Genomic DNA, 26,961 nt, shown 5'->3' on the forward strand with positions numbered 1-26,961 from the left:
TTCTGTGAAGTCATCGGGCTGTTTAGGGCACCTCGGCCATAACGCACACTCAACTGAAGATGAGTTTGCTTTCCTTGGCCCAGCAGCCCTTGTCCAGCACCTGCGTCCAGCCGTTGCGGCTTTCCGCGACCCGGACGACTTCGCCTTCCGGAATTTCCTCGACCAGCCCGGCATTCACGCCCGGCTCCGTCCAGCAGGTGAGTCCGTCCATCGCCACCGTTGCGGACCGCGCGGCGGCTTGCGAAGGGGGGAGGCTGCTATACGCGGCAAAGACGAGGCCCCCGGCAATGCCAAGCGCAGCCGTGCGCAGAACCAGGGCATCTGCGGCTTTGGGCGCGGGCTTGAACGCGTCGGGATGGAATGCAGGCGGCGCAGGTGCCTCGACCGGAGCAGAAACGGCCGCAGCGATTTTCTTCTTTCGGGCCTGCAGCTTGGCGGTGACCGCAGCGTGTTCGATTTCCCCCACTGTCCGATTACCTTCATACAGGCTTTGCCTGTGAAGATCCTCCACACGTTCCATGTCGTTCTTCCTACCCAATGGCGGCCCCACTCGGCAGCCAATATGTCGGGCAAGGGTAAAGGAATTGTTTGCGTTTTCGCATATGCTGATATTTTTGCAAATCAGCATTCTAGGCAATATCAGGCCTTTTGACGCTCTAGGGCGTGCGCTTCCGCTAACGTGAACAACAACGCCAGATCCTCCCGGCTGACGTCGAAGGTTTCGCCAAGGTCCGCAAGCGCCTTGTCCACATCCTCCAGCGACACGGACGGCTTGGCTTCCGGAGGCACGCTGCGCCACATCACCGGCACCGGCCTGTGCGGATAGGAATGGCCGGAATAGCGATGGAAGAACCAGCCGATCACGACCAAGATCAGGGAATCCAGAACCACGGGAGCGGCGAGCAGCGCATGGGACGAGACCGCGCCGGGGACCGCAAGCACGGCGCTCAGCGCGACGGCCCCACCTGGCGGATGCAGGCAGCGCAGCAGCGACATGGCAAGGATCGCGGCGGCCACGGCAAGGCCCGCCGCAGCCAGCGGCGCAATCGGAAGATGGGCGATGCCAATGCCGACCAGTATCGAGACGCTATTGCCGCCGATGATCGACCAGGGCTGGGCGAGGGGGCTGGATGGCACCGCGAACAACAGGACGGCGGACGCTCCGATCGGCGCCACCAGCGCTGGGTGGTGAAAGGGCGATATCTCCGCATAGGTCAGACCCGCCAATGCGATCCCGATGAAGGCGCCAAGGCAGGCGACAATCCGGTCGCGCAGGTTTCCGCCCGCCAGCAGGGGCCTGAACAGCCTTATGGTCAAATTTCGCATCGGACGATGATACTCTGGCGGGGGAAAGGCCGGGGGGCTCAGCTAATGCGCCTGCTCAGCTTCAGGAAGAAAGAAAATCGAGGCAGCGCCATAGCGAGCATATGACGCTCCGGCTGCGGCGGGCGAAGTCGTACTTCCGTCTGTCCTACACGTCTGCACGTGGACTATACCGCGATCCACGCTCAACCAGACGCCCTGTGCGGGCAGTCCCGGCCGGATATTCGCTGCGATGTTCCTCGCACTAGTCGCGCAGGAAGATCGGACAGGCGACCGCCCATCGGACGGCATCGACGCATTGGCGACCGGGGGAGCGTGGGGGCTCGCATCGCCGGAAACTGCGCGAATCCGGGCAGGAAGTTTTCGGCTGGCCCGGACAACGGGTGGGAAGGGGAAGAATGATGATGTGCATAGGATCGTGCCCGACCGCGTCCATCATGCTGGACGCGTTTCGGCGGTTATCCCTCCTGCCGGAAATGTCTCCCAACGTGCCGGAGCGCCATCGGGGGCCACGTAGCACCACTTTCGTGACCTTCCGCGCCTACGGAGCCCGCCCGCTCTCCAACAGGTCATCGCGCGCAAGGAGGCCGGGTGGGGGGTGACGTAGTGTCACCTTTGTCACCTTCCGGCGTCTTGCCGCGCTCCGACACACCGCCCGCCGCACACAAGAAAGACCCGGCTGCCTCGCACAGCCGGGTCTCCGTTTCAGCAGGCCGGAAAGGAAACAGCCCCCTGTAGTCTAAACGAACCGCATCGCGGTTTCCGCAGTCTTAACCGCTATAGTACATGTCGTATTCGACCGGCGAAGGCGTCATTTCCCAACGCGCGACTTCGGGCCACTTCAGTTCGACATAGGCGTCGATCTGATCCTTGGTGAACACGTCGCCCTTCAGCAGGAACTCGTGATCGGCCTCCAGGCTGTCCAGCGCCTCACGCAGCGATGCGCAGACGGTGGGCACTTCGGCCAGTTCCTCGGGCGGCAGGTCGTAGAGGTTCTTGTCCATCGCCTCACCCGGATGGATCTTGTTCTCGATCCCGTCGAGCCCCGCCATCAGCAGTGCCGAATAGCAGAGATAGGGATTGGCGAGCGCATCGGGGAAGCGGAACTCGACGCGCTTCGCCTTGGTGCCCGCGCCGTACGGAATACGGCAGGAAGCCGAGCGGTTGCGCGCCGAATAGGCGAGCAGCACGGGCGCTTCGTAGCCGGGAACCAGGCGCTTGTAGCTGTTGGTCGAGGGGTTGGTGAAGGCATTCAGCGCCTTAGCATGCTTGATGACGCCGCCGATGAAGTACAGGCACATGTCGGACAGGCCCGCATAGCCGTCGCCCGCGAACAGCGGCTTGCTCTTGTCCCAGATGGAGATGTGGGTGTGCATCCCCGAGCCGTTATCTTCCTTGATCGGCTTGGGCATGAAGGTCGCGGACTTGCCATAGGCCTGCGCCACCATCTTCACGACATACTTGTAGATCTGCATCCGGTCGGCCGTCTGCGTCAGCGTGCCGAAGGTGAGGCCGAGTTCATGCTGGGCCGCGGCGACTTCATGGTGATGCTTATCGCAGGGCAGGCCCATTTCGAGCATGGTGGACACCATCTCGGCGCGGATATCGACACAGGGATCGACCGGCGCGACGGGGAAGTAGCCGCCCTTGGCGCGGGGACGATGGCCCAGGTTGCCGCCTTCATAGGTGCGGCCGGTGTTGGTCGGCAGTTCGGTATCGTCGATCTTGAAGAAGCTGCCGGCATAGTCGGTGCCGAACGTCACGTCGTCGAACATGAAGAACTCGGCTTCCGGGCCGATGTAGACGGTGTCGCCGAACCCGGCGGCCTTCACATAGGCTTCGGCGCGCACGGCGGTCGAGCGCGGATCGCGGGCATACAGTTCGCCGGTGTTGGGTTCGACGATGTTGCAGAACAGGATCATCATCGGCGTCGCGCTGAACGGGTCGAAGTACACAGCGTCCAGGTCCGGCTTCAGGATCATGTCGGATTCGTTGATCGCCTTCCAGCCGTCGATGGACGAACCGTCGAACATCAGGCCGTCGGTCAGTTCATCTTCGCCGATGACGCCAGCGACCATGGTCAGGTGATGCCAGGTGCCCTTGGGATCGGTGAAACGGACATCGACCCACTCGATCTCCTTTTCCTCGATCATCTTCAGAATGTCTTTCGGCGTATTCGCCATCGTAGCTTACCCTTCTGTGTGTGCCCCCGCGGGCAGTGGTCGTTAGCAGTGGAAAATTGTGGATCCCGTACCATGCCGGATCGCCCGGCAGGAACGGGGAAGGAGTCAGATTGCGTCGTCGTCGCGTTCTCCGGTGCGGATACGCAGGGCCGATTCGACGGCGTAGACGAAGATCTTGCCGTCGCCGATGCGGCCCGTCTGCGCGGCCGCCGCGATTGCCTCGACCACGCGCTGGGCAAGGCTGTCCTCGACGATCACTTCCAGCTTCACCTTCGGCAGGAAATCGACGACATATTCCGCGCCGCGATACAGTTCCGTATGACCCTTCTGGCGACCGAAACCCTTGGCTTCGGTGACGGTGATGCCGGACACGCCGACTTCGTGCAGCGCCTCTTTCACCTCGTCCAGCTTGAACGGTTTGATGATGGCTTCGATTTTCTTCATCAGACTTTTTTACAACCCCTCTCGGCGACAGGCGCTTCAGACTATGCAGCATCGCATTTGCAAGCTGCCTACGAACGTAATCAGACGCGCCCCCACGCGCATGTCGCATCCGTAAACAAACAATTACCGTGCCAATTAGCGAATCGCCAGAACAGCTTCGGCGATGCAGCAAAATTTGTCCATCGCGCCCGGTTTTCGGGCATTTATCAGATGTCGCGCCTAAATTTTAGGCAGGCCGGTGAAACGCGTCTCTCAGCGCAAATATGGAGGGGCGTCCAGTCCCGCAGGACTCTTGGTGAAGATCTCGCAGCCCGTTTCCGTGATCCCGATGGAATGCTCGAATTGCGCGGACAGCGACCTGTCGCGCGTTACTGCCGTCCAGCCATCTTCGAGCATCTTGACGCCTGCCTTGCCGATGTTGATCATGGGCTCGATGGTGAAGAACATCCCCGGCTTCAGCTCCGGGCCGGTTCCGGGCCGTCCGAGATGCACGACTTCGGGGCTGTCGTGGAACACCCGGCCTACGCCATGGCCGCAGAAATCGCGGACGATGCCATAGCGATGCTTTTCCGCGTGCCGCTGGATCGCGTGCCCGATGTCGCCCAGGAAATTGCCGGGCCTGGCCTGCTCGATGCCCAGCATCAGGCATTCGTACGTCACTTCCACGAGGCGCTTGGCTTTAATGGGAGCCTCACCAGCGATATACATGCGGCTGCTGTCGCCGTGCCACCCGTCAATGATCGGCGTCACGTCTATGTTGACAATATCGCCTTCCTTCAACTCTTTCTCGCCCGGTATGCCGTGGCAGATGACGTTGTTGATCGATGTGCAGCAGCTGTGCGTATAGCCGCGATAGCCCAGCGTCGCGGGTACGCCGCCACCCTCGATCGTCATCCGCCGGACGATGTCGTCCAGCTCTCCGGTCGTGACGCCGGGCACCACATAGGGCACCAGGGCATCCAGGACCTCCGCGGCCAGCCGGCCCGCCTTGCGCATGCCCGCAAACCCGGCTTCGTCGTGGAGCTTGATAGCACTGGAGCGGGAGGCAGGCGCGTCCGCGGTCATCGTCATATATTCGGTCATGCGCCCGTTATAGGATCAAGCGGAGGCTTTTGCGAGAGGGTGCTTTGCGCGATAGCCTCACCGCGCTATGGCGATGTCATGGACACGCCCGCTCGCATATGGACTGCCGCTCTTGTCATAATCGGTGACGAGATTCTGTCAGGGCGTACGCAGGACAAGAACATCGCGCAGATCGCCAGCTGGCTGAACGTGCAGGGCATCCGCCTGAAGGAAGTACGCGTCGTTGCGGACGATCAGGACGCGATCGTGGAAGCCGTGAACCTGCTGCGAGCGCGCAACGATTATCTTTTCACCACAGGCGGCATCGGTCCGACCCACGACGACATCACAGTGGATGCCATTGCCGTGGCGCTGGGCGTCGACGTGGTGGTTCATCCTCGCGCGAAGATGGCGCTTGAGGGCTATTATGAAAGCCGTGGCGGATTGACCGAGGCACGGCTTCGCATGGCGCGCGTGCCTGAAGGGTCGGAGCTTATCGAGAACCGCATGTCGGGCGCGCCGGGAATCCGGCATGGCAACATCTTCATCATGGCGGGTGTTCCGCACATCACCGCAGGCATGCTGGAGAGCCTTACCGGCAAGCTGGAGGGCGGCCTGCCGCTCCTGTCGCGCCAGGTCGGCTGCTGGGTTGCGGAAAGCGAAGTGGCTGACATCCTGCGCGCCACGGAAAAGGCGCATGATGCCTGTCAGATTGGAAGCTACCCCTTTTTCCGCGAAGGTCGGGTAGGCGCGAACTTCGTGGTGCGCTCGACCGATGCCGACGCCGTGGATTCCTGTATCGCCGATTTGAAGGCTGCCCTTGAGAAGCACGAGCATGCAGTCATCGAGGGAGGCATATAGCCGCAGACCGGGGACACACGTAAAGAGCCGGAGCGGTCCAGCCGCATCCAGCCCTTTGACGTGATATCCTGTTTATTGAGTAGTTAGCGCGATGCGGTGCGCACGAGTCCCGCATCAGCCATCGCCTTCGCCCGCGATTCAGCAAAGCAACGCGCATAGTCGCGCTTGCCATCGGTCGAGAAAATCCTGTTCTCGCTACATACGGTCTTCACAGCCGAAACGATGCGCCGCTCTGCAGTATGGCGGCCTTTGGCGCTGTTCAGCTGAAGGTCGGATATATCTACTGCGGTCGTCTGGGTTACAGCGCGGCTGTTGGGCGCATAGCTGACATTGATGTCAGGCTCGGCCATGGCAGCGGGACTGGCCATCGCCAAAGCAGGAACAGCGATCACAGCGAAGGCTCGCCCGAATTCGGGAAATTTGAACATTGGCATCCTCCTGGCGAGGTCGATCTTTAATCGATCCTCCTTTCACGCATCAAAGTTGAAGCGCTCTTTTGCAATGGGCCTGCGCCGTGCCTTTTTCAAGTGCAAGCCGCCGAATTAGGCGCTCACCGCGTCGATCTGCTCTCCTCTGCGATCATTTTCTCGTGAATTGCATCTGTGCATGGCGGATCGCCGTCGCGGCTTCGTTGATGATCGTGGTGACACAGGAACCGGCCAAGCCAATGGCGGCCGCAGCAATGACAAGGAACACCCAAAAGGAGAGGCCAACTAATTCGAATACGAAGCAAGGGGGCCATAGATAATGAAGAAAATGGGTTTGGTATCGCGAGGCGCGCTGGTTGCGGCGCTGGCGATTAGCGCATCATCGGCATGGGCGCAGGATACGGCACCGCAGGCAGCCGCGGAAGAAGCCGACAATTCCACGATCATCGTCACCGGAACCCGCACGACGGGCATGAAGGCAGCCGACAGCCCGGCGCCGATCCAGCTGATTGGCTCGGACGCCTTACAGCGTACCGGCTCGCCGGATCTGCTCCAGAGCCTGGCGCAACAGCTGCCCTCAGTGCAGGCGCAGAGCTTCGGCAGCGATCTTCAGGCACACACGCTGCAAATGAAGCTGCGCGGTCTTAGTCCCAACCACACCCTGATCCTCGTCAACGGCAAGCGCCGTCACGGCACTGCCAACGTCTCTGTCGCGGGTGGCCCCTATGGCGGCAGCGCTGCGCCGGACATCAGCTTCATCATCCCGGAATCGATCGATCATGTCGAAGTGCTGCAGGACGGTGCGGCGGCGCAATACGGCACGGACGCGATCGCAGGCGTGATCAACTTCATCCAGAAAAAAGCGGATCACGGCGGATCGATCAACGCCACCGCAGGCGAATATTACGACCAGGGCGGCAAGACCTATTCCGTCGGCGGCAATATCGGCATCGCACCGATCGAAGGCATGTACCTCAACGTTTCCGCCCAGAAAAAGCGAAAGGGCTTCAGCTTCCGCGGCGACATCAATCCGCAGTCGCAGGATTACGCCACCGGCACAGGATCGGCGACCCGCGCTTTCCCGGCAGTCGCTGATCTGCCTGGCTACCCTTATACCAATCGCATCATCGGCGATCCGAAAATCCAGCAGACGGTCGTGATGTACAATGCCGGCTATGAATTTGGCGACTACGAAGTCTACAGCTTCGGCAGCTATGGTAAAAAGAAAGCGACTGCTTACGAAAACACGCGCTTCCCGCTGACGATCGTGAGCGGACCGGGCACGATCGCTGCTGGTGGTATCGCGGGCGTGCCCTTCTATCCGGGCGGTTTCCAGCCGCAGGAGCATATCAACGAAACCGACTATGCGTTCACTGGCGGTTTCAAAGGCACGATCGGCGATACCTCTTTTGATATTGCTTCAACCTACGGCAGGGACGAGATCGGCGTTTACGTCCTGCAGTCGGGCAACGCTCAGCTCTACCGCGATACCGGCTTCACTCCGACCGAATTCCACAACGGCGATTTCTTCAATACGCAGTGGACCAACACGCTCGATCTTACGCATGCTTTCGAGATGGGGCTTAGCGAACCTGTTAACGTTGCCGCGGGTCTCGAATATCGCAAGGAAACATTTGGGATCAAGGCTGGCGATCCTGCGTCCTATTACGGCGGCGGCGCGCAATCGTTCTTCGGCTACAGCCCGAACGATGCTGGCAAGTACAAGCGCAGCAACTTCTCGCAATATCTCGACATTAGCTTGAAGCCCGTCGAAAACTGGCTCGTCGACGGCGCTGTCCGCCATGAGCATTATAGCGACTTTGGCGACACTACGGTTTTCAAGCTGACGACGCGCTATGACTTCACTGACTCGTTTGCCTTGCGCGGCACGGTCAGCACGGGTTTCCGCGCTCCGACGCTGGCCGAAGGCGGCTATTCGGGCATCAACGTGGGGCCAAGCTCGGTTGGCGGTGTGCTGCCACCGGCTTCAGCGGCTGCGGCTGCACTCGGTTTCGGCGGTCTCAAACCTGAAAAATCGACCAACTTCAGCGCGGGCTTCGTGTTCAATCCCGCGCCGAACTTTACCGTTACGCTCGACGCCTATCAGATCACCATTCGCAACCGCATCATGACCTCGTCGACGTTCAATGGCTTCACGGGCGAAAGGTGCCCGCAAGGCGTTACCCTTGCAGGATGCTTGCCTTACGATGCTGATCGATATGCCATCAACAACCAGCTGGCGGTCCTGGGCGCCGTTAACGCTGCGCTTGGCGGAACCGGCAACGTGACATCCTTGGCAGATGCCGCGGCGATACCGAGCTATGTCTTTTATCTCCCTGACGGGACTACGCGGAACGTGGATGGCAGCGTTTCGGTGCAAAGCTTCGTCAACGGCGTCAAGATGCGCACGCGCGGTGTTGATGTTGTGGCCAACTACAACACCGACCTGGGTGAAATGGGCAGGCTGGACCTTACTTTAACTGGCAATTACAATGTGAATAAGGTCCTGAGCATAAACGGGCTACCTTCGGCGCTCTATTCCAGCACTATCAATCCTGGGCTTACAGCGCTGATCGGCACGGATACCCAGGTCGAACTGGAGCATAGCACCCCGCGGTTCCGCGGGACCTTCAATGCATTCTGGAACTGGGGCAATTTCAGCTTGAACCTTCGTGAAAGCTATTATTCGGAAGTCTACGCTTTCGAGAACGCCAATGAAGGTCCCAATGCCGGAACGCTTATCAAGGTGCCGGTGAAAGCTTCGTTCCTGACGGATCTGGAAGCCGGATACCAGATTGCAGGGCCGATCAAGCTATCGATCGGCGCCAATAATCTGTTCAATAAGTACCCGACGGAACGTTCGAAGGAGTTCATCCGCAACTTCGAGTTGGAAAACCGCCAGCGCGGCTATTCGACCAGCAAATATCCTCTGTTCTCGCCTTACGGTATCAACGGTGGGTATTATTACGCGCGTATCAACGTCACGTTCTGACATACTGAGACAGGCCGATCTCCGCGTCGGCCTGTCTATCCACGAGAGATGGCGATCTGCAAGGGCTTTCGCCATCTCCCCGCTTCGACGAAGAGTCGGCCTTCGATGGATAGCAATCCTAAAGCGCGCTAATCATGTCCTTGACTCACCGCCTTGCGATGGCTGCCGATCAGCCTGCACTTAGTCGTCTGGTCACGCTCTGCATCGATCAGCTTCAGGCACCTTTTCTCACATCGGAACAGATCGCCAGGAGCCACGGCTTCATGGGGCTGGACACGCGTCTGATCGATGACGGAACTTACTTCGTAATCGAGCGGAACGGCGCTCTGGCCGGATGCGGGGGGTGGAGCCGTCGCGAAACCTCCTATGGGCACGATAGCACTCCGGGGCGCAGCGATCGTTTGCTGAACCCGGCCAGCGAACCTGCTCGCATACGAGCGATGTACACGCATCCCGATCATGTTCGAAAAGGTGTCGGAAGGCTTATTCTGGCTTTATGTGAAGCAGCGGCACGGAACGAGGGTTTTCTGCAGCTGGAACTTTCTTCCACTTTGGCAGGCGAGCCTCTCTACCGTGCTTACGGGTTTCGAGACGTCGCTCGTTTTCAGGATAGTGGCGTACCACTCGTCACCATGCAAAAAAATATTCAGTAGCAGGGCTCATCCTATGTATCATATCGGCGGCGCGGGCATTGCTCCTGCCAAAGGCAAATCGGCAGCGCACTTTTTGAGGTGCCAGAGAGCCATGTCTGCTCCAGCTTCCCGTTGCGCAGGATTGTCCTGATGGAGTTCTCCAGCTTGGCCAGCTTCGGCATCCCGCTTCTCTCGTTACTCGCAGCCGGTTTGTTCGCGGGCTTTGCAGCAGGCATCTTCGGCATCGGCGGTGGATTCGTCGTCGTCCCCGCATTGTTCATCGTGCTCCCCCTTCTGGGTGGTACGCCTGAGGCGATTGCCCATGTCGCCATCGGGACGTCCGCCGCCACGATAATCGTGACGTCGATACGATCCCTGCTTGCGCACGCGAAACGTGGCGCAGTGGAGTTCGAAATTCTTCGTACATGGGCGCCCTGGATCATCTTGGGAGATGGCGTGGGGGTCATATTGGCAGGGCGTGTCGATGGCCATGTGCTGACGATGATCTTCGCGATAGGCGTTTTCCTCATGTCGCTAAACTTCCTGCTGCCCAAGGTCGGCAACAAGGTCGTCAGCCAGAACATGCCTTCAGGAATGATGCGCGTCGGTATTGCCGGTGGCTTGGGAACCTTTTCCGCCTTGTTGGGGATTGGCGGCGGAACCATTGCGATCATGGTGATGACATTGTGCGGGCGCTCCATCCACAAGGCTATTGCCACCGCATCGGGGATCGGCACGTTGATTGCCATTCCAAGTGCCATCGGTTTTGCGATCATAGGTCTTGGCGCGAAAGATCTGCCTTGGGGGTCGCTAGGCTATGTGAACATTCCTGCGACCATTGCGGTAGCTTGCATGTCGGTGCTGACCGCGCCTCTGGGCGTAGCAGCGGCGCACAGCTTGCCTGCTGCTCCATTGAAGAAAGTGTTCGGTGTCTACCTGATCGTGATAGCTATCGTGATGTTCCGGAACGCGACCAAGATCTAGATGCTCGCGGGTTAGGCTTGTCGCTGCACGTCATGCCGGTGCGACAAATTGCGACAATTGCATTCTCTTCGTGACACATCCTGAGGACAAATGAGCCTCATTAGGGATGGCAGGACAGATGAATGCAAAGGACAACCCTGTGAAAAAGATACTGGTTTCAACGGCCATCGGCACGATGCTCATAGTGGGCGGCGTTGCAGTGGCGCAAAGCAACGCACCTGCGGCCGGCCAATTCGTGCGTGGCCCCATGCATGCCGACGTAAACAAGGATGGGAAGCTCACCAAGGCAGAGGCGACTGCCGCGGCGGAGCAGATGTTCGCGAAGATGGATGCGAACGGTGACGGCAAGGTCACGAAGGAAGAGCGCGAGGCGCTCCACCAGAAGCGCTTTGATGAACGTTTTGCCAAGATGGACACCGATGGCAACGGCCAGATCAGTAAGGCAGAGTTTCAGGCGCGGCGAGACGCACGTCAGGCGAAGGTCGCTGAGTGGCGCAGCGGCGACAGCGGTCCGGCAGGACGTGGGCCAAGCCGTCGCGGCGGCCAGATGCGCGGCGGTATGTGGGGAGTAGATGCCGACAAGGACGGCACCATCACCCGGGCAGAGTTCATGGCGCGCCCCATTGCCATGTTCGACCGGGCCGATGCCAACAAGGATGGGACGGTAACCCCTGAGGAGTTGAAAGCGGCGCATCCAGCTCGTGGCGGTCACGGCAAGGGGCGGCATGTGCCGCCACAGCCGCAGAACCAATGATCCCCTGCCTCGGATAACGAGCAGATGCCATGTCGGGGAAGGGCGAATTACGTTCCGGAGCGCGTCCTTCGCCCTTCCTTATTTCGCAACGTCATGAGAAGACGTCAGCATGACAGACCGGCCTCACCTTCTCCTCGTCGACGACGAGCGCTCCATTCGGGAGCCTCTGGCGCAATATCTGCAGCGGAATGGCTTCCGTGTGACGGCGGTGGACAGCGCGGCAGAGGCGCGGCTGCGGCTGGCCGCCAATGCCATAGATCTCGTCATACTGGACATCATGATGCCAGGTGAAGACGGACTCAGCCTATGCCGCCATATCCGCGAGACCAGCGACACACCGGTCATCCTGCTCACCGCGAAATCCGAAGAGACGGATCGGATCGTCGGCCTTGAAATGGGTGCGGACGACTATGTTCTGAAGCCCTTTTCCCCCCGCGAACTCGTGGCCCGCATCAAGGTGATATTCCGGCGCGTCGCTACAGGAGGGCAGCGTGTCGCTGGCGCCGATGGCGCAAGCTATGCCTTTGCAGGCTGGGTGCTGAAGTCGCAGGAGCGGACGCTGGTGGATAGCGAAGGTGTGTCGCTTCCCTTGTCCACGGCCGAGTATAATCTGATGATCGCCTTCGTCACGCGGCCCAATCACGTCCTCAGTCGTGACCAGCTGCTCGACATCACCCAAGGCCGGGAAGCAAATGCCTTCGATCGCGCCATCGACAATCAGATCAGCCGGTTGCGCAAGAAGATCGAGGAAGATCCGAAGAACCCTAATCTCATCAAAACGGTGTGGGGCGGCGGCTACACGCTTGCCGCGGAAGTGCGAAAGCTGTGACGAAGTTATGGCAGCGGATTCTGCCGAAGAGCTTGGTCGGCCAAGTCATCCTGATCGTCGCGCTGGCGCTGTTCGTCGCTCAGGTCATCAACTTTGCCCTCCTGTTACGCGAACGCAATCGCATGTTGTTGACGACCGCGACAGCTCCTTCCGTGGCGCGCATTGTCGATGCGTTGGAAAGACGCGAAGGTATCGGCTTTCGTATGCAGGGGCCAAACCGCGTCGCGTTCTTCCGGTCCCGCCCTGGCTTATCCGGCACGCGACGGAGCGATGCGGAGAGGCGCGCGGCGGATATGCTGCAAGATGTCGGCATATCCCCGCGAACGCTATTGGCTTTCGAGGATATCGAGGAGCCGCGTTTCGATCGCCGCTCCAGGATGAGAAATCGTCTCGACCCGCACAGGCCGCGTATGACGCATCGCCTGACGCTGGCGGTCGAATATGCGCCGGGGCTGTGGGTCACGGCCCAAAGCCGTATGGGCACCGGGCTGCCGCGTCTCAACGGCTGGTTGGTAGGGCAGACCCTGATCCTCTACGTTATCGTGTTGCTGCCGCTACTCTGGGTCGGTCGAAGGTTGGCGCGTCCGCTCAAGGACCTCACGGCCGCTGCCCGGCAGTTCGCGTTGAGCGGGTCCTCCGATCCGGTGAAGGAGCGAGGACCCGGCGACGTCCGGGACATGACGATGGCCTTCAACGCAATGCGCGCTCGCTTGCTTGCGATGCTGGACGAGAAGGACCGAATGCTGGGCGCTATCGGTCATGATCTGCGCACGCCGCTGGCCTCTCTGCGCGTGCGCACCGAGTCCGTCGAGGACGAGGCGGAGCGGGCGCGAATGTCCGAAACGATCAAGGAAATGAGCCGGATGCTGGACGACATCCTCTCGCTCGCGCGCGCGGGACGCAGCATGGAGCCGCTCGTCAAGGTCGACCTCTCTGCTCTCGCTGACGCAGTGGTTGAGGATTTCATCGAACTGGGTTCACCTGTCGAGATGATCGAAAGCGACCGCGCTGTTGCTCCGGTACGTCCGCAGCTCATCCGCCGGGCTTTGCGCAACCTGATCGAGAATGCCGTGGTTTATGGGCATCGAGCGCAGGTGTCGGTGATCCATGACAGCGGCTCGATCCGCATATGCGTCAGCGACGAGGGGCCGGGCATCGCAGAAGACCGCATGGAGGAAATGATGGAGCCCTTCACGCGCCTGGAAGGATCGCGCAATCGGGAGACTGGCGGGGCAGGCCTTGGGCTGGCCCTTGTGCGCGCTATCATAGCCGAACATGGCGGGTCGTTGCGGCTGACCAACCGGCCGGAAGGAGGTCTGGAGGCCAGCCTCGTTATTCCCGGCTAGACCTCTCAGGTCAATGCTTACCTCTCAGGTCAATGCTTGCCCGGCTTCTTCGGTTCGGACTTGGCTCCCGGATTGAAGAGTACTGCGCCTGCGGGCAGGCCGGTTCCACCCATGTCCAGGGCCTTGGCCTCTGCGCGGGACTTGCGGATCGGATCGTCCCGCTCGCGAATGGCAGCTTGAGTCTCAGCATCGAGATTTGCGCTATTATCGCTTCCTTGGCCCTCTTGCGACCATGCCAGCACGATCGACATGCGGCGATTGCGCGGATCATAGATGTCACCGGCAATATAAGGCTCCCGGTCGGCGACTCCCTCGATCTTTGCAAAGCGGTTGTTGCTTAGTCCCGTATCCGCCAGCGCCTTGCGCGTCGCTTCGGCACGGGCGGAGGAGAGCAGCCAATTGTTCATCGTCCGGCCCGCCGCATAGGGCAGGCCATCGGTATGCCCGCGCACGATCACGTCGTTCGGCATGCCCTGCAGAACCTTGGCGACTTCTGCGATCAGCCCGCGTGCCTGCGGCAACAGCCGATCAGTGGCCATGGCGAACATGGCAAAGTCCGCCTCGTCGATCAGGTCGATGCGCAGCCCCTCGCGAGTTTCGGTGAACCGGATGTTCTTCTTCAGCTTGGTCATCGCCTTGTTCGAGGCGATGCGGGCTTCGATCTGCTGCTTGATCTTCTCGAATTTCTGGCGATCGGCTGCCTTCTTCATACGGCCGCCTTCATCCTTGGTGCCCGAAGCATCGCGAGGGATGGTGATGGCCATATTGCCCTGGCCGCCGGTCGTGGGGTAGTTTTCCTTGCCGGTGATGCTGTCGCCCCCGAGCAGGCCGGTCGCTCCCGCGCTGCCCGATTTCAGCACGACCATCGTCGGCGTGAAATAGTCCGCAAGCGCCTTGCGCTGCTTTTCCGTCGTAGCGCCAAGTAGCCACATCAACAGGAAGAACGCCATCATCGCCGTCACGAAGTCGGCATAAGCGACTTTCCAGGCGCCGCCATGGTGGCCGGCATGGGCCTCCACGATGATCTTCTTGACGATGATTGGCCGCGGTTCGGGCTCATTGCCGCCCCGCTTCTTGCTGTCCCCCGCCATGACTTATTTGCCCCGCATGCCGTCGAAGACTTCGGCAAAAGCGGGCTGGTTGGCATGGCTAAGGCTGGAACGCGCGGCTTCGATCACAAGCGGCTGCGGATGTCCATGCAGCGATGCAATGATGATCTGCTTGACGACATGATAGATCGATCCATCGGCCTCGATCACCGATTTGCAACGCGTCGCGAAGGGGCCGACCAGACCATAAGCCAGCAAAATGCCGAGGAACGTGCCGACAAGCGCCGAGCCGATCATCGCGCCCAGAATTTCCGGTGGTTTATCGATGGAGCCCATCGTCTTCACCACGCCCAGAACCGCTGCAACGATGCCCAGCGCCGGTAGCGCATCGGCCAGGCCCTGAAGGTTTTCGGCAGGCTTGATCGCTTCGTGATGATGCGTCTTGAGCGTGTTATCCATCACTTCCTCGACCGCATGAGGATCGAGCGTACCGGACGACACGACCACCAGCCGCAGGGTGTCGCTGATGAGGTGGATGAGAGTCTTGTCTTTGACCAGTCGCGGATATTCGCTGAAGACGGCGGAAGATGCCGGATCTTCAATATGGGGTTCCAGCGCTACCGGCCCCTCGACGCGCAGCATCTTCATCAGCTTGCTGACGAGGAAGATGCAGTCGAGGAAATCCTGCTTCTTGTACTTTGCGCCCTTGAAAACCTTGCCGAAGCCGCCGCCAAGCGCCTTCAGGTCTGCGCCGCTGTTGCCGATGATGAGCGAACCGACGGCCGCGCCACCGATGATCAGCATTTCGTGGGGTAGGGCGTGCAAGACAGGCCCGAGGTCGCCGCCGGTAAACGCGAATCCCCCGAAGACCATGACGATCAGGACGACAATGCCAATGATTGCGAACATGCTGTTCCCCGCGTGAAACTGATGCAGTGGCTGCGCACTGCGGTACCATTCCCTTGTAAGGACGGTTTAGTTACCGCGGAGTTTAGGATGTTGAATTTAGCGGCACGAAATCATGGTTTATGAAGTTTTTTCCAAGCAGTTGCCCGCTGGACGCACCTTACCTCAGCAAGTCGAACAGGTTCTGCTGGTTGATCCGCGCGAACACGGCTTGCGCCGCCTCCAATGTGGTAAGCTTCGACTGGATGTTCGCCAAAGTCTCGGGGACGTTCGTGCCCTCCAGATCCGATCGGCGCTCCACCAGCGTCAGATCTACGTCTACAAGCCGCTCCTTAGCGGTTTTCAGTCTGTCGCCCCGGATGCCTTGTTCCGCCCGCTGATTGATGATGTGGTCCAGCCCGTTGCCAATCGCGCCGAGAGCCGCGGTGCGGTCGGTAGCGGAGCCCGTCGTGACGGAAGCAATTGCCGCAGACAGCATATTATCGAGGGACTGTGGCGTGCCTCCCACGTTGATTCCTTGCGAAACCTGGGCGATCGTGCCGACAACCTGCAGGTTTATGCCCCGTGAAACCGGAACGGCCGTGCTGGTGCCATTGTCGAACACGGGCGTTCCCTGAAAATCGGTTTCGTTGATGAGTTCGTTCGCCACCGTGCGAATATTGCGCAATTCTGCGGCAATGGCGCTGAGGTCGGACGCGCTTGTCGATGCCGTAGTGGCCTTGACCATCAACTCCTGCGCACGCACAAAAACATTATTGAGCTCCAGAAGATTCGATTCCGCCTTGCCCGCGCGCGATTGGGCGTAGCCGACATTGCTCGTCCATGCGGCTTGCTGAGCCTGCTGCCGTGCAAGGTCGGAGACCTGCACCCATGCAAGGGGATCCTGCGAAGCCTTGGTTATGCGCTTTCCGCTCGAGACCGCTGCCTGATCGGCGGCAATGCTTTGCGACAAGGCTTTCTGCCGACGGATTTCGTCAGCCAGCGTCTGAGCGGTGATGGCTACCATGGCGCGATTGTCCTCGTCACATTATCTGGAGAATGGCGTCGACGGTTTCCCGTGCTACCTGAATGATCTTGGCGCAGCCCGAGTAAGCCTGCTGCACGCGGAGCAAGTCCGCCGCTTCCGCGTCGAGATCGATGCCGCTGACATTTTCCCGTGCGCCGCGCGCCTGCTCGTCCCGCTTCTGGGTGGCCGTGAACTCGGATGACGTGGCGTTCAGCAAATTGGCATGAGCGGCGATGATCGCGGTCCATCCCTGTTCCACACCAGCCGTGCCGCGAACTGACGAGATGTTGAGCAGATTGCCGTTCAGGCGCCCGTCTGACGAGCGGGTCGCGATATCCTTGCCATCGGTGATTACGAGCGCGATGTTCGTCGCAGTCGTGCCCGAGAACAGCGCACCGCCGGGTACAGTCCCGTCGATCGTGCCCTGGCCGTGCCAGGTGTTAAGGTCAGTGACGAACTTCTGCGCCAGGGAATCCAGCGATGCCAACCGATCTCTAGCGACCGTTGCGCTCTGGAACAAACCACCGAGCGATCCTGTACCTGGAGCAGCGATAGCTGTTCCTTCATGGCTAAGCGACAGGGTCTTGTCGGCATTCTGATTGACCGAAAATGTCGACGGTACACCGCCGCTCAGGATCGTCGTTCCCGCATAGCTAAGCTCAACCGATCCCCTGGCGCCGAACGCAATGGTTACGTCCATGCGCTGGGTGATCTGCGACAACGCGGCATCGCGACTATCCAGAAGTTGCGCCTGATTGGCTGAGCCGTCCTGCGACCGCAACAGATTGGTGTTGATCCGGCTCAGTTCCGCAAGAGCATTATTGATCGTCTGAACGTCGTTGCCCGCGTCTGTGGCGATCCCGGTCTGACTTTGCTTGATGCCGTCCGCGGACTGATGAAAGGCATCCACGACCCTTTGCATGTTGTAGACCAGCGTCGTGCGCAGCGACGGGTCCGCAGGATTGGCGGCAAGCTTCTCGACGCCCCCGAACATGTCCGACAGAAGATGGCCAACGCCGGTGTCCGAATCATCCAGAGCCGTTTCGATGTCGCTCTGCCAGCGCAGGCGGGAGGTGACGCTGCCGAGCGCGGTGCCGGTGAGGCGCGCTGTTGCGTCGAGATAAGGGTCGTTGGCGCGATTGACGCGGGCGATGTCGACGCCCCCGAAGCTCGTCTGCGGCGCGTAGAGCAGCATCGTCGAAGCGGAAGCGAGCGACTCGCGGGTGCTCACCGAACGACGGTTGAAGTTTGGAGTGTTGGCGTTGGTAATGTTCTCGGAAATCGCTCCCATGGCGGCGCGATATGCTTTCGTGCCGGACGCGCCGATGATGAAGAGATCGCCGCTCATGCCACAGGATCGCTAACCGCAGGCGGAGTGATGTTCACCTTGGCGCCAAGCTGGCGCACCAGAAGATCGGCAATGCCGAAGCGGCCCGTCTCCGCCATATTGTCGGCGGTGCGCGCATCGGACATATCGCGGAACTGCCCCGTGGCATCATTGTCCGTCAGTCCGTCTCCCAGGCTGGACGATCGCATGGTCGCGATCATCTGGCGCAGGAAGATCGCTTCGAAGGCCTTGGCGGTCTTTTCCAGCTCCGCCTTCGATTGAGGGCTGGCCTGTGCCGCCCCGGCAGTGGCCGTCGTCGTAGCAACTTGCATCATCACAACACCACCAGTTCCGCTTTCATGGCACCGGCCTGCTTGAGCGCTTCCAGGATCTCGACGAGGTCCGACGGAGAAGCGCCGATCGCATTCACGGCTTTGATTATATCGGCTAAAGACGCGCCACCTTTAAAATCTATTACTGGGCGCTTCTCTTCCTCGACGGTGATGGCGCTGGAAGGCTCCATCGCGGTCTGTCCTTGAGAGAAGGGCGCAGGCTGAACCACGGTCGGCGATTCCTTGATGCTGACGGTCAATTTGCCATGCGCAACGGCGGCGGGAGCGATACGTACCGCGCCGTTGATGACGACTGTGCCGGTGCGAGCGTTGACGATGACCTTGGCAGGCGCTTCGGCGGGCTTGACTTCGATGTTCTCGATCATGCCCATCATCAGGATGCGATCTTCGGCGCCTGGCTTGGCATCGATCATCACCGATACGGCGTCCATGGCGCGGGCGCGACGGTCGCCGAATGCGCGGTTGATGCCGTCCGCAACGCGCAAGGCCGTCGTGAGATCGGCTTCGGCGAGATTGAAGGTTAGAGTTGGGGCCGTGTCGAAGCCAGTCGCAACCGCCTGTTCGATGGTCGCCCCGCCGGGAATGCGGCCGGCGGAGGGGACGTTGACCGAGACCTGGCTGCCATCCGCACCGGATACGCCTAGACCGCCGACCGCGAGGTTGCCTTGCGCCATCGCATAGATCTGGCCATCCGCACCGCGCAGGGGCGAGAGGATAAGTGTGCCGCCACGCAGCGACTTGGCCTTGCCCATGGCGGATACGGTGACGTCGAGGCGCTGGCCGGGCTTGGCGAAAGCCGGGAGGTCGGCGGTGATCAGCACGGCAGCTGCGTTCTTCAGCGCGGGGTTCACGCCCTGCGGCAGGTTGAGGCCGAAGCGGGCGGCGATGCCTTTCACGCCCTCCGTCGAATAGTTCAGGCTGTCGTCGCCGGTGCCTGCCAGACCTACGACGATGCCGTAACCCGTCAGCTGGTTGGGACGGACGCCCTGGAAGGTGCCGAGGTCCTTGATCCGTTCCGCATGCGCGGCGGGCACGAAGGCTGTTGCGGCGGCGATCCAGAATGCGAAGTGGACGATCAAACGCCCGAATGAGAGGAGGGCCCGGTGGGTCATGGCTGTTGGATTCCGCTCACAAGGGGCTGATTGCAGTGAAGAATCTCTGCAGCCAGCCCTGTCGGCTGGCGCGGGCGATTTCTCCCTTGCCGGTGTAGATAATCTTGGCGTCGGCCACCCGCGTCGATGGTACGCGGTTGTCGGGCCCCACATCGGCCTGACGGACGAGGCCGGAAATCTGGATGAATTCGTCGCCGCGATTGAGCGTCAGGGCTTTCTCGCCGCGTACCAGCATGGTGCCGTTCGGGTAGACCCTGGCGATGGTCACAGTGATCTCGCCGGAGAGCGCGTTGGACTGCGCCGCCGTGCCCGTGCCCTTGAAGCTGTTGGTGCCGCTCGCGCCGATATCGCTCGGCTGGAACAGGTTGAACGGGCCGGTCGTCGGCGGGGTCAGGCCGATAGAGCCGTCGCGCGCGGTATTGGCGCTGGTGCTCTTGGACGCCTGCGTACGTTCGACCAGCGCGATGGTGATGATGTCGCCGACCATCGCCGCACGCGCGCCGCTGGTGAGCGGTGAATAGCCTGAGGCGATCTGGAAGATCGAGCCATTGGGCGCTGCCGGGACAGGCGCGGGTTCCGAATAGGTTGGCGCATAGACGACTTTCTCCGCCTTGCGCTTGGCGAGGGCAGGCTGCGTCGTGAGGCCAAGAACCGCCAAAATTACTACGGTGTCGCAGACCAATCCGGCGGCACCTCGACTACGCTCGGCGGAACCCTTCGACAAGCTCAGGGCGAACGGAGTTTTATGAAGCATCGAGCCTATCACAGCTGCTGGTTCACATATTGCAGCATTTCGTCCGTGGCCTTGATCATCTTGGAATTGACTTCATAGGCGCGCTGGGTCTCGATCATCTCAACCAATTCCTCCACCACATTGACGTTGGACCCTTCCAGCGAGCCGGAGCGGACCGAACCGCGTCCTTCAAGGCCGGGAACGCCGACCTGCGGCGTGCCGGATGCGGCCGTCTCAACGAGCAGGTTCGCGCCGATGGATTGCAGGCCCGCCGGATTGGCGAAGCGCGCCGTCTCGATCTTGCCGAGTTCCGTTGCAGCGGACTCGCCCTGGAGCGATGCCGACACGGTCCCGTCATTGCCGATGGTCACGCCAGTCGCGCCTTCGGGGATCTGGATCTGCGGGATCAGGGGCAGGCCCTCCGCGCTGACGATCGTGCCTTCCGCGGTCAGGCTGAAGTTGCCCGCGCGGCTGTAGGCGATGGTGCCGTCGGGCTTCTGAAGCTGGAAGTAACCAGCGCCCTCGATCGCGACGTCGAGCCCGTTGCCGGTCGTGTTCAAAGTGCCCTGCGTATCGATCTTGCTGGTGCCGGTCAGCGCCACGCCCGATCCCAGGGACAGGCCCGTCGCGTACTTATTCTCGCTGTCCGAGGCGGAGCCTGCCGCGATCATCTGCTGATAGGCAAGCGTCTCGAAATCGGCGCGGTCGCGCTTGAACCCGGTGGTATTCACGTTCGCGAGGTTGTTCGCGATGACACGCATCTTGGTGTTCTGTGCGTCGAGCCCGGTGCGGGCGACGTGGAGTGCAGCGTTGCTCATCGTTCAGTCCTTCGTAGATCTATCAGCTGTCGAGACGCATCAGGGATGCGCCGCCGTCATCTATGTCCTTGGCGGTATTGATCATCTTGATCTGGGTTTCCCAGGCGCGGCTGGCCTCGATCATTTGCACCAGAGCGGAGGTCGCATTGACGTTCGATCCCTCGACCGATCCGGCGGTGACGCTGGCGAGCGGGTCCTGCGGCAGAGCGCCGCCGCCGTTCACTTCGCGAAACAGGCCATCGACGCCCTTCTTGATGCTGGAGCCCTTGGCGCTGGCGAGCTTCAGCGCATCGACGCGCTGCGGCTGGCTGGCCTCGCCACCCTGCGGCACGATCCAGATGCTGCCGTCTTTCGCGATGGAGATGCTGTCGGCTGCGGGCAGCGTGATCGGGCCGCCTTCGCCCAGCACGGGATCGCCATTGCCGGTCGTGAGCAGTCCACTCTCGCTAAGCTTCAGGTCGCCCCGGCGCGTATAGGCTTCGCTGCCGTCCGGTGCCTGTACCGCGAGCAGGGCATCGCCGTTCAGGGCGACGTCGAGCGGATTGCCCGTTTCGGTCACGGCGCCCTCGTCCATATCGGCGGCGAGAACCTGCTCGGCCTGCTGTGCGCGGGTCTTGAAGGTCTGGCCGTCGATATATTGGGTCGACGCATTGGCGATCTCGGCCCGAAAGCCGACAGTGTTGGCATTCGCCAGATTATTGGCGATGGCCGTCTGCCGCGCCATTGCGCCGCGCATTGCCGTAAGCGAAGTGTGAACCAGGCGATCCATGATCGATCCTCAGTTAGCGGTGCGTATCAGGTACGCAGGTTGACGATGGTCTGCGTGATCGCGGTCGCGGTCTCGATCGCTTTTGCGTTCGCCTGGAAGTTGCGCTGGGCGGAGATGAGCCCGACCAGTTCCTCGGTGATGTCGACGTTGGAGCGTTCCAGCGCGCCCGAGCGAACCGAGCCGAACATGCCCTGACCCGCGCCGCCGTAAATGGCGTTGCCGCTGTTGATCGAGGCTTCCCAATGGGCGTCGCCCTTCTGGCGCAAGCCGTCCTGGCTGGCGAAGTTGGCCATGGCTACCGAGCCGATTGCCGAGGTGGTGCCATCAGCATAAGTCGCGGCGACGACGCCTTTGTCGGAGACGGAGATGCTGGCGAGTTCAACCGGAGGCGTCGCGCCGTTGTTTGCGGGAATCTGAAGATCACTGAGCGTCGTGCCAGTGATTGCGCCGGTCGTGGCGTCGACGGGCAGGACCTGAAGGCGTGCGCCCGTCGTGTCGACGACGAAGCGGCTCTTGTCCATGCTGAATGCGCCGTTGCGCGTGTAGGAGGTGGTGCCGCTCGTGCCCGTCGTCTTGACGGTGAAGAAACCTTCGCCAGTGACGGCGAGGTCCAGCGTCTTGTCGGTGGTTTCGATGGTGCCCTGCACGAACTGCTGGTTGATGCCGATCACGCGGACGCCCTGGCCCGCAACCTGGCGCGTGTTCTGCGTCGGTGCCGAAGCGAAGATATCGCCGAAGCTGGTCTTGCTCTTCTTGAACGATGTCGTGTTGACGTTGGCGACGTTGTTGGAAATCGCCGAAAGGTCGGACTGAGCGGCCTTGAGGCCCGAAAGCGAAGTGTAGAAGGACATGTGCGGTACTCCTTAGTGCAATAGTTCAGCTGAGCCGGATGGCGTCGGAAGGATTGTAGGTGCCGAGGGGGGTTATGAGTTTCGATGCGGTGCCATCGGCGGGCGACTGGACAGCGGCGATGCTGGCCCAGGTGGCGACCACTGGTGTCGTTGCGCCGCGGACCTTCACCTGCAGGGCCTGCGTGCCGACATTCTTGCCGTCCGCATCCTTGCCATCCCAATAGAAGGACACGTCGCCGGCCTGCTGTGCGCCAAGGTCGATGGTTTTCACCACGGCGCCGCTGCCATCGACCAAGTCGACGCTAAGGCCTTCGCTGGCGGCAGGGATCGTGACCTGTCCGGCATATTGCCCTGCGATGTCGGGCGCCGCGATGTTGCTCTTGACTAGCATCGAGCGGCCGATCCAGCTGGCCGCGTCGCCTAGGCGCGTTCCGGCGAGCTGGTTCTTGATGTCGCTCAGCGTGACGTTCATTTCCGCGATGCCGCTGGAATTTGTGATCGTCGCCATCTGCGCGACCATCTGGCTGTTATCCATTGGTTCGAAGGGGTCCTGCGTCTGCATCTGCGTCGTCAGCAGGCGGAGGAAGTCGGCCTGGCCCATGGCCTGCTTGCCGGTCTCCTTCGGCGTGGCGGGCTGCTGGAGCGTAATGCCGGCTTTATCAACTACGGCTGTCGTCATTTGCCGATCCTTATGGTTTCGAGCATCAGGGATTTGGCGGTCTGGAGGACCTGCACGTTGTTCTGGTACATCCGGGCGGACTCGAGCATGTCCACCAGCTCCGCGCTGCTATCGACGGCAGCTTCGAACACGTCGCCATTGGCGTCGGCCAGCGGATGGTTGGGGTCGTGGCGTTTCACAGGCTTGGCGTCGGTGGTGACGACCTGATCGACTTTCACCGTGGAGATGCCGGGCTTTTCGGTCACGGACTGGAACACAGGGCGGATCGCGCGATAGGCAGTCTTCTCGCTGCCGGTTACATTGCCCGCATTCGCCATGTTGGACGCAGTGGCGTTCAGCCGGACGAGCTGGGCCGACATGGCGCGACCGGCGATGTCGAAGACGTTCATGGGTTCACCCGCCATCGTCATTCTCCCCGAAGCGCGCGGTTGATGGTGTTGATGCGTCCTTCGAGGAAGGAGAGCGTCGTGCGGTACTTCACGGCATTTTCCGCGAAGAGCGTCTGTTCGGTGGACAGTTCGACGGTGTTGCCGTCCATGCTGGGCTGAAGCGGCACGCGATATCCCATCGCGCCCTGTGCGGCGCTGGACGTGCTGGCACTGGATTCTGTGGCGGTCTTCAGAGCCGCTTCGAAGTCGATGTCGCGCGCCTTGTAATTGGGCGTCGATGCGTTGGCGATGTTGGAGGCGAGCAGGGACAAACGCTGCGAGCGCAGCGCGAGCGCTTTTCCGTGCACTCCAAACAGGCTGTCTTCCAGGCTCATCTTTTCCGTTCGTCCTTACTAAAGTTCGTGGGCAGGCTGCCGTTCTTGTCCCTGTGGACCATGAGTGCGGGCCTATCCCGTCCCATATCTGCAAAGGCCGTGCCAATTTACTGGCCGGCACCGTCTGTTGAGGCAAAGTCCAGCATTTCTGCGGGTTTTGCAGGGCAGGGCGGCAAGGGCGGCAATTTCTTGCCGGTCGGAGGCAGGCTTTTGCCGCTGTGCAGCCGTGCGTCTGGCGCGGCTGGACGAGGGGGACGGCAACGATGGAATTTCTCGCGCATATTCTCGATCCGCTGACGCTGGCGCTGATGATTGCTGGTGTGCTGGGGCTTGCGCTGTTGCAGAACGGACCGAGCGCGTTTGCGAGTGGAATGCGGGCGCTGGGGCCGCTGTTCACGGCAAAACCGGATCAGGATCGCGACGCGGCGCGAGCGGCGATGATGCAGGTCGATCATCTTGCGCAACTGCGCGGCCTTGCCTGCACCGATCGCGTATGCACCGGCAAAGTGCTGACGGCGCATCCGTTTCTGGGTGAGGCGGTGCGCAAACTGTCGCATTGCGATCGGATGGATCAGTTCGAAATCTGGGTGGAGCAACAGCTTGCCGACCGCGCAGAGCGGCACCGGGCCGTGCATGGCCTGTGGTATGCGATGGCGGATGCCGCGCCCGCTCTGGGTATGGCGGGCACGATCATCGGCCTGATCGGCATGTTCGGGGCGATGGACGATCCGGCGGCGATCGGTCCTTCCATGGCGCTGGCGCTGCTGACGACGCTGTACGGCGTAGTCATCGCCAACCTGATCGCCGCGCCGGTTGCAGGGCGGCTTGTCGATCTGTCAACGCGGGAACTGGCGTGGCAGAAGGCGCTGTGCGACCGGATGCTGGCAGTAGCGCGGCGGGAAAATGCGCCGGTGCGCCGCGCCGCGATCCGGGAAGTCGCATGATGCGCGCAAGGAACGCGCGCTGGGGAATCAGCTTTGCCGATCTGGCGCTGCTGTTGCTGGGATTTTTCGTGCTTTTGCAGGCCAGCGGCAATCGCAGCGCGCAGGTGCTGTCGGGCGTCGGCGCGCAATTCGGCGCAAAGGCCATGGCGAAGGTGGATGAGTGGCGCGCCGACGTCCTGTTCGTGCCGGGCGAAGCCATGCTGACCGAAGCGGGAATGGCGGAAATCCGGGCCTCGGCGGGGCGGGCACTGACGCGTGGCGGCACCGTGGAGCTGGCTTCGGCGGGGCAGGACCGGGGAACGGAACGCTTCGATAGCTGGGATCTCGCAGCGGCGCGCCTGGGCGCAGTGGCGCGGGCACTGAAGGCGGCAGGAATTGGCGAGGACCGGCTGATAATTCGTGGGCTGGATCAACGGGCGGGATCCAGTGGCGGGCAGGTGATTCGCCTCGCGCCCGGCCCAGCAAAATCGGGCTGAATACGGACTGGCATGACCTTTGCTTATATTTGCGCAATGAATGTCAGGAGACAGGCTTTGCGCGTTTTTTCGGTTTTGATGGTGGCTTTGGCAGTGGCGAGTCCAGCTGCGGCACAGCAGAAATTCGAGAATCTCGACCGGCTGGACGGCTTGGTCGCGATGACCGTTGGCGCCAATCTTGGCGAACCCGGCGGTCCGGTCACGCCCATCGACCGGCGGCTGAAACTGGCGGCTTGTCCGTCCACGCCCAACGTCACCGGGCCGACTTTCGGCGCGGCGATCGTGAAATGCGATGCCATTGGCTGGCGCATTCGTGTTCCCTTGGTGGCGGGCGGCGTTCAGGCGAACGTGACGATGCCGACGCAACGCGCTGCGGCTGCCCGGCCCGTACCGTCGCGTGAAATGGTCGTGAAGAAAGGCGATCCGGTGCAATTGGTCGCTGGGGGCGCGGCGTTCAGTGTCTCGCGCCTGATGGTTGCGGACGAAGATGGCGCGATCGGCACGATGATCCGCGTGCGGGGCGAAGACAAAAAAGCCTCGCCGGTACTGGCTCAGGTGGTAGAAATGGGCATGGTGCAAATTCCTGGATTTAAGGAAAATTGATTGCTGCCGTATATAGGTGTTGAGCATCAATTTTCGGCCCTTGGCGGGCCGCACACGAGAAGGACGTGACCCATGATTAATTCCGTTGGATCGGGCCTCACCGCCGCCATCGAGAGTTCCAAGCTGCGGGAAACCGGCAAGGGCAAGGGCGTGAGCAGCGTCGAGGGCTTCGTGGCGCAGAAGGCGGATGTTTCCGCCAGCCCTGCAGCCCGCATGGCGGCGCAGGGTGCGCCCATCGACATGGACAAGATCGGCGCGATCAAGGCCGCCATCGCATCGGGCAATTATCCGGTGGATGCCGAAGCCATCGCGCAGAAGATGCTCGACCTCGATTTGCCACGGGGCTGATCAGACAGTGCCGATTTCCGCTCTTGATGACTTGCGCAGCGCTTTCGCTGACCTGCGCGACGCGCTGGATGGCGAAGATATCGCTTTGGTGGACGCTGCGACAGCGCGCGTCCGCGATGCCACGACGCGCGTTCGTGAAGCGGGCGCATGGCGCGACGAACCGGCGGTGCGCGATCGGCTGAATGGCCTGATGCCGCTGATCGAGGCGGCGCGTATTCGCACCAATGTCCTGAACGACAATGCCCGCCAGCGCATGAACCTGCTGGCCAGTCACGGCACCACGCAAGTGCCGCTGACATACGGTCGCTAAAGGCCCTTTAATCGCGCGATACTTTGCGCATTAACGACCCACCGGAAACTGGCACGACATTTGCTTAAATAGCCCT

The 26,961-nt window shown here is 61.3% G+C and carries 31 protein-coding genes; 12 read left to right on the top strand and 19 right to left on the bottom strand.

Annotated elements, in window-relative coordinates; genetic code table 11:
• Positions 1–49: 49 nt before the first annotated feature.
• The 5 genes from QHC67_RS05725 to map form a co-directional block, all read right to left on the bottom strand.
• Positions 50–520 carry a hypothetical protein gene (locus tag QHC67_RS05725; RefSeq protein WP_319292264.1) on the bottom strand — a complete coding sequence of 157 codons (471 nt, stop codon included), beginning with the start codon at positions 518–520 and terminating at the stop codon, positions 50–52.
• 119 nt (positions 521–639) lie between these two features.
• Positions 640–1,326 (bottom strand): HPP family protein, encoded by a 687-nt coding sequence (locus tag QHC67_RS05730; protein ID WP_319292267.1) that lies wholly within the window; start codon positions 1,324–1,326, stop codon positions 640–642.
• A 767-nt stretch (positions 1,327–2,093) separates the two neighbouring features.
• Positions 2,094–3,506 carry a type I glutamate--ammonia ligase gene (gene glnA / locus QHC67_RS05735; protein ID WP_319292270.1) on the bottom strand — a complete coding sequence of 471 codons (1,413 nt, stop codon included), beginning with the start codon at positions 3,504–3,506 and terminating at the stop codon, positions 2,094–2,096.
• A 105-nt stretch (positions 3,507–3,611) separates the two neighbouring features.
• Positions 3,612–3,950, bottom strand: coding sequence for a P-II family nitrogen regulator (locus QHC67_RS05740; protein WP_319292272.1), 339 nt, complete (start codon positions 3,948–3,950; stop codon positions 3,612–3,614).
• Positions 3,951–4,202: 252 nt separating this feature from the next.
• The gene (map, locus tag QHC67_RS05745; protein WP_319292275.1) at positions 4,203–5,033 is read right to left on the bottom strand and encodes a type I methionyl aminopeptidase; all 831 of its coding nucleotides are present in this window, start codon (positions 5,031–5,033) and stop codon (positions 4,203–4,205) included.
• A gap of 78 nt (positions 5,034–5,111) precedes the next feature.
• Between map and QHC67_RS05750 the strand changes: the two genes are divergently transcribed.
• A complete protein-coding gene (locus QHC67_RS05750) occupies positions 5,112–5,873 on the top strand; it encodes a competence/damage-inducible protein A (RefSeq protein ID WP_319292278.1) in 762 nt (253 codons plus the stop codon).
• A gap of 83 nt (positions 5,874–5,956) precedes the next feature.
• On the opposite strand, the gene QHC67_RS05755 is transcribed toward QHC67_RS05750, so the two are convergent.
• On the bottom strand, positions 5,957–6,301 hold the full coding sequence (locus tag QHC67_RS05755; protein WP_319292280.1) for a UrcA family protein: 345 nt from the start codon (positions 6,299–6,301) through the stop codon (positions 5,957–5,959).
• A gap of 319 nt (positions 6,302–6,620) precedes the next feature.
• On the opposite strand from QHC67_RS05755, the gene QHC67_RS05760 reads away from it, so the two are divergent.
• From QHC67_RS05760 to QHC67_RS05785, 6 genes are all read left to right on the top strand, one after another.
• Entirely contained in the window at positions 6,621–9,293 is a 2,673-nt protein-coding gene (locus QHC67_RS05760; protein WP_319292283.1) for a TonB-dependent receptor plug domain-containing protein, read from the top strand.
• 134 nt (positions 9,294–9,427) lie between these two features.
• A complete protein-coding gene (locus QHC67_RS05765) occupies positions 9,428–9,946 on the top strand; it encodes a GNAT family N-acetyltransferase (protein ID WP_319292286.1) in 519 nt (172 codons plus the stop codon).
• Positions 9,947–10,075: 129 nt separating this feature from the next.
• On the top strand, positions 10,076–10,909 hold the full coding sequence (locus QHC67_RS05770) for a sulfite exporter TauE/SafE family protein (RefSeq protein WP_319292288.1): 834 nt from the start codon (positions 10,076–10,078) through the stop codon (positions 10,907–10,909).
• Positions 10,910–11,048: 139 nt separating this feature from the next.
• Positions 11,049–11,663, top strand: coding sequence for an EF-hand domain-containing protein (locus QHC67_RS05775; protein WP_319292291.1), 615 nt, complete (start codon positions 11,049–11,051; stop codon positions 11,661–11,663).
• A 109-nt stretch (positions 11,664–11,772) separates the two neighbouring features.
• Positions 11,773–12,492, top strand: coding sequence for a response regulator (locus tag QHC67_RS05780; RefSeq protein ID WP_319292294.1), 720 nt, complete (start codon positions 11,773–11,775; stop codon positions 12,490–12,492).
• A complete protein-coding gene (locus QHC67_RS05785; protein WP_319292297.1) occupies positions 12,489–13,838 on the top strand; it encodes an ATP-binding protein in 1,350 nt (449 codons plus the stop codon). The genes QHC67_RS05780 and QHC67_RS05785 overlap by 4 nt, the downstream gene beginning before the upstream one ends.
• A 29-nt stretch (positions 13,839–13,867) precedes the next feature.
• On the opposite strand, the gene QHC67_RS05790 is transcribed toward QHC67_RS05785, so the two are convergent.
• From QHC67_RS05790 to flgB, 13 genes are all read right to left on the bottom strand, one after another.
• The gene (locus QHC67_RS05790) at positions 13,868–14,929 is read right to left on the bottom strand and encodes a flagellar motor protein MotB (protein WP_319292301.1); all 1,062 of its coding nucleotides are present in this window, start codon (positions 14,927–14,929) and stop codon (positions 13,868–13,870) included.
• Positions 14,930–14,932: 3 nt separating this feature from the next.
• Positions 14,933–15,796 carry a flagellar motor stator protein MotA gene (gene motA / locus QHC67_RS05795; RefSeq protein ID WP_319292304.1) on the bottom strand — a complete coding sequence of 288 codons (864 nt, stop codon included), beginning with the start codon at positions 15,794–15,796 and terminating at the stop codon, positions 14,933–14,935.
• A 157-nt stretch (positions 15,797–15,953) separates the two neighbouring features.
• The gene (locus tag QHC67_RS05800; protein ID WP_319292307.1) at positions 15,954–16,799 is read right to left on the bottom strand and encodes a flagellin; all 846 of its coding nucleotides are present in this window, start codon (positions 16,797–16,799) and stop codon (positions 15,954–15,956) included.
• A 16-nt stretch (positions 16,800–16,815) separates the two neighbouring features.
• Positions 16,816–18,147: a flagellar hook-associated protein FlgK gene (gene flgK, locus QHC67_RS05805; protein WP_319292311.1), complete on the bottom strand. Its 1,332-nt coding sequence runs from the start codon at positions 18,145–18,147 to the stop codon at positions 16,816–16,818.
• The gene (locus QHC67_RS05810) at positions 18,144–18,458 is read right to left on the bottom strand and encodes a rod-binding protein (protein ID WP_413818500.1); all 315 of its coding nucleotides are present in this window, start codon (positions 18,456–18,458) and stop codon (positions 18,144–18,146) included. The genes flgK and QHC67_RS05810 overlap by 4 nt, the downstream gene beginning before the upstream one ends.
• Before the next feature lie 2 nt (positions 18,459–18,460).
• Positions 18,461–19,591 carry a flagellar basal body P-ring protein FlgI gene (locus tag QHC67_RS05815; RefSeq protein ID WP_319292315.1) on the bottom strand — a complete coding sequence of 377 codons (1,131 nt, stop codon included), beginning with the start codon at positions 19,589–19,591 and terminating at the stop codon, positions 18,461–18,463.
• Between the two features lie 16 nt (positions 19,592–19,607).
• The gene (locus QHC67_RS05820) at positions 19,608–20,345 is read right to left on the bottom strand and encodes a flagellar basal body L-ring protein FlgH (RefSeq protein WP_319292317.1); all 738 of its coding nucleotides are present in this window, start codon (positions 20,343–20,345) and stop codon (positions 19,608–19,610) included.
• An 8-nt stretch (positions 20,346–20,353) separates the two neighbouring features.
• The gene (gene flgG / locus QHC67_RS05825) at positions 20,354–21,142 is read right to left on the bottom strand and encodes a flagellar basal-body rod protein FlgG (protein ID WP_319292319.1); all 789 of its coding nucleotides are present in this window, start codon (positions 21,140–21,142) and stop codon (positions 20,354–20,356) included.
• Between the two features lie 22 nt (positions 21,143–21,164).
• Entirely contained in the window at positions 21,165–21,911 is a 747-nt protein-coding gene (locus QHC67_RS05830; RefSeq protein ID WP_319292320.1) for a flagellar basal body rod protein FlgF, read from the bottom strand.
• 26 nt (positions 21,912–21,937) lie between these two features.
• Positions 21,938–22,762: a flagellar hook-basal body complex protein gene (locus QHC67_RS05835; RefSeq protein WP_319292321.1), complete on the bottom strand. Its 825-nt coding sequence runs from the start codon at positions 22,760–22,762 to the stop codon at positions 21,938–21,940.
• Positions 22,763–22,787: 25 nt separating this feature from the next.
• Entirely contained in the window at positions 22,788–23,441 is a 654-nt protein-coding gene (locus QHC67_RS05840; protein WP_319292323.1) for a flagellar hook assembly protein FlgD, read from the bottom strand.
• Positions 23,438–23,851, bottom strand: a complete 414-nt coding sequence (flgC, locus tag QHC67_RS05845) for a flagellar basal body rod protein FlgC (RefSeq protein WP_413818496.1) — start codon at positions 23,849–23,851, stop codon at positions 23,438–23,440. Before flgC ends, QHC67_RS05840 begins: the two co-directional genes overlap by 4 nt.
• Positions 23,848–24,204: a flagellar basal body rod protein FlgB gene (gene flgB, locus QHC67_RS05850; RefSeq protein ID WP_319292327.1), complete on the bottom strand. Its 357-nt coding sequence runs from the start codon at positions 24,202–24,204 to the stop codon at positions 23,848–23,850. Before flgB ends, flgC begins: the two co-directional genes overlap by 4 nt.
• Positions 24,205–24,467: 263 nt before the next feature.
• Here flgB and QHC67_RS05855 point away from each other — a divergent pair, with 263 nt between their 5' ends.
• The 5 genes from QHC67_RS05855 to QHC67_RS05875 all read left to right on the top strand — a co-directional run bounded on the left by QHC67_RS05855 (position 24,468) and on the right by QHC67_RS05875 (position 26,885).
• Complete coding sequence (locus QHC67_RS05855; protein WP_319292328.1) at positions 24,468–25,148, top strand: motility protein A; 681 nt, start codon at positions 24,468–24,470, stop codon at positions 25,146–25,148.
• Positions 25,145–25,624 (top strand): flagellar motor protein MotB, encoded by a 480-nt coding sequence (locus tag QHC67_RS05860; RefSeq protein ID WP_319292329.1) that lies wholly within the window; start codon positions 25,145–25,147, stop codon positions 25,622–25,624. Before QHC67_RS05855 ends, QHC67_RS05860 begins: the two co-directional genes overlap by 4 nt.
• 36 nt (positions 25,625–25,660) lie before the next feature.
• Entirely contained in the window at positions 25,661–26,227 is a 567-nt protein-coding gene (locus tag QHC67_RS05865; RefSeq protein ID WP_413818501.1) for a flagella basal body P-ring formation protein FlgA, read from the top strand.
• 72 nt (positions 26,228–26,299) lie between these two features.
• Positions 26,300–26,575, top strand: a complete 276-nt coding sequence (flgM, locus tag QHC67_RS05870) for a flagellar biosynthesis anti-sigma factor FlgM (protein WP_319292331.1) — start codon at positions 26,300–26,302, stop codon at positions 26,573–26,575.
• Between the two features lie 7 nt (positions 26,576–26,582).
• On the top strand, positions 26,583–26,885 hold the full coding sequence (locus QHC67_RS05875; RefSeq protein ID WP_319292333.1) for a hypothetical protein: 303 nt from the start codon (positions 26,583–26,585) through the stop codon (positions 26,883–26,885).
• Positions 26,886–26,961: the final 76 nt, after the last annotated feature.

It is taken from the genome of Sphingobium sp., from assembly GCF_033795625.1.
In the GTDB taxonomy this organism is placed as follows: Bacteria; Pseudomonadota; Alphaproteobacteria; order Sphingomonadales; family Sphingomonadaceae; genus Sphingobium.

Excerpts from the sequence above, each read along its gene's own strand:
- QHC67_RS05725 (WP_319292264.1), bottom strand. The coding sequence starts at position 520 with ATGGAACGTGTGGAGGATCTTCACAGGCAAAGCCTGTATGAAGGTAAT.
- QHC67_RS05730 (WP_319292267.1), bottom strand. The coding sequence starts at position 1,326 with ATGCGAAATTTGACCATAAGGCTGTTCAGGCCCCTGCTGGCGGGCGGA.
- glnA (WP_319292270.1), bottom strand. The coding sequence starts at position 3,506 with ATGGCGAATACGCCGAAAGACATTCTGAAGATGATCGAGGAAAAGGAG.
- QHC67_RS05740 (WP_319292272.1), bottom strand. The coding sequence starts at position 3,950 with ATGAAGAAAATCGAAGCCATCATCAAACCGTTCAAGCTGGACGAGGTG.
- map (WP_319292275.1), bottom strand. The coding sequence starts at position 5,033 with ATGACCGAATATATGACGATGACCGCGGACGCGCCTGCCTCCCGCTCC.
- QHC67_RS05750 (WP_319292278.1), top strand. The coding sequence starts at position 5,112 with ATGGACACGCCCGCTCGCATATGGACTGCCGCTCTTGTCATAATCGGT.
- QHC67_RS05755 (WP_319292280.1), bottom strand. The coding sequence starts at position 6,301 with ATGTTCAAATTTCCCGAATTCGGGCGAGCCTTCGCTGTGATCGCTGTT.
- QHC67_RS05760 (WP_319292283.1), top strand. The coding sequence starts at position 6,621 with ATGAAGAAAATGGGTTTGGTATCGCGAGGCGCGCTGGTTGCGGCGCTG.
- QHC67_RS05765 (WP_319292286.1), top strand. The coding sequence starts at position 9,428 with ATGTCCTTGACTCACCGCCTTGCGATGGCTGCCGATCAGCCTGCACTT.
- QHC67_RS05770 (WP_319292288.1), top strand. The coding sequence starts at position 10,076 with ATGGAGTTCTCCAGCTTGGCCAGCTTCGGCATCCCGCTTCTCTCGTTA.
- QHC67_RS05780 (WP_319292294.1), top strand. The coding sequence starts at position 11,773 with ATGACAGACCGGCCTCACCTTCTCCTCGTCGACGACGAGCGCTCCATT.
- QHC67_RS05790 (WP_319292301.1), bottom strand. The coding sequence starts at position 14,929 with ATGGCGGGGGACAGCAAGAAGCGGGGCGGCAATGAGCCCGAACCGCGG.
- motA (WP_319292304.1), bottom strand. The coding sequence starts at position 15,796 with ATGTTCGCAATCATTGGCATTGTCGTCCTGATCGTCATGGTCTTCGGG.
- QHC67_RS05800 (WP_319292307.1), bottom strand. The coding sequence starts at position 16,799 with ATGGTAGCCATCACCGCTCAGACGCTGGCTGACGAAATCCGTCGGCAG.
- flgK (WP_319292311.1), bottom strand. The coding sequence starts at position 18,147 with ATGAGCGGCGATCTCTTCATCATCGGCGCGTCCGGCACGAAAGCATAT.
- QHC67_RS05810 (WP_413818500.1), bottom strand. The coding sequence starts at position 18,458 with ATGCAAGTTGCTACGACGACGGCCACTGCCGGGGCGGCACAGGCCAGC.
- QHC67_RS05815 (WP_319292315.1), bottom strand. The coding sequence starts at position 19,591 with ATGACCCACCGGGCCCTCCTCTCATTCGGGCGTTTGATCGTCCACTTC.
- QHC67_RS05820 (WP_319292317.1), bottom strand. The coding sequence starts at position 20,345 with ATGCTTCATAAAACTCCGTTCGCCCTGAGCTTGTCGAAGGGTTCCGCC.
- flgG (WP_319292319.1), bottom strand. The coding sequence starts at position 21,142 with ATGAGCAACGCTGCACTCCACGTCGCCCGCACCGGGCTCGACGCACAG.
- QHC67_RS05830 (WP_319292320.1), bottom strand. The coding sequence starts at position 21,911 with ATGGATCGCCTGGTTCACACTTCGCTTACGGCAATGCGCGGCGCAATG.
- QHC67_RS05835 (WP_319292321.1), bottom strand. The coding sequence starts at position 22,762 with ATGTCCTTCTACACTTCGCTTTCGGGCCTCAAGGCCGCTCAGTCCGAC.
- QHC67_RS05840 (WP_319292323.1), bottom strand. The coding sequence starts at position 23,441 with ATGACGACAGCCGTAGTTGATAAAGCCGGCATTACGCTCCAGCAGCCC.
- flgC (WP_413818496.1), bottom strand. The coding sequence starts at position 23,851 with ATGACGATGGCGGGTGAACCCATGAACGTCTTCGACATCGCCGGTCGC.
- flgB (WP_319292327.1), bottom strand. The coding sequence starts at position 24,204 with ATGAGCCTGGAAGACAGCCTGTTTGGAGTGCACGGAAAAGCGCTCGCG.
- QHC67_RS05855 (WP_319292328.1), top strand. The coding sequence starts at position 24,468 with ATGGAATTTCTCGCGCATATTCTCGATCCGCTGACGCTGGCGCTGATG.
- QHC67_RS05860 (WP_319292329.1), top strand. The coding sequence starts at position 25,145 with ATGATGCGCGCAAGGAACGCGCGCTGGGGAATCAGCTTTGCCGATCTG.
- QHC67_RS05865 (WP_413818501.1), top strand. The coding sequence starts at position 25,661 with ATGAATGTCAGGAGACAGGCTTTGCGCGTTTTTTCGGTTTTGATGGTG.
- flgM (WP_319292331.1), top strand. The coding sequence starts at position 26,300 with ATGATTAATTCCGTTGGATCGGGCCTCACCGCCGCCATCGAGAGTTCC.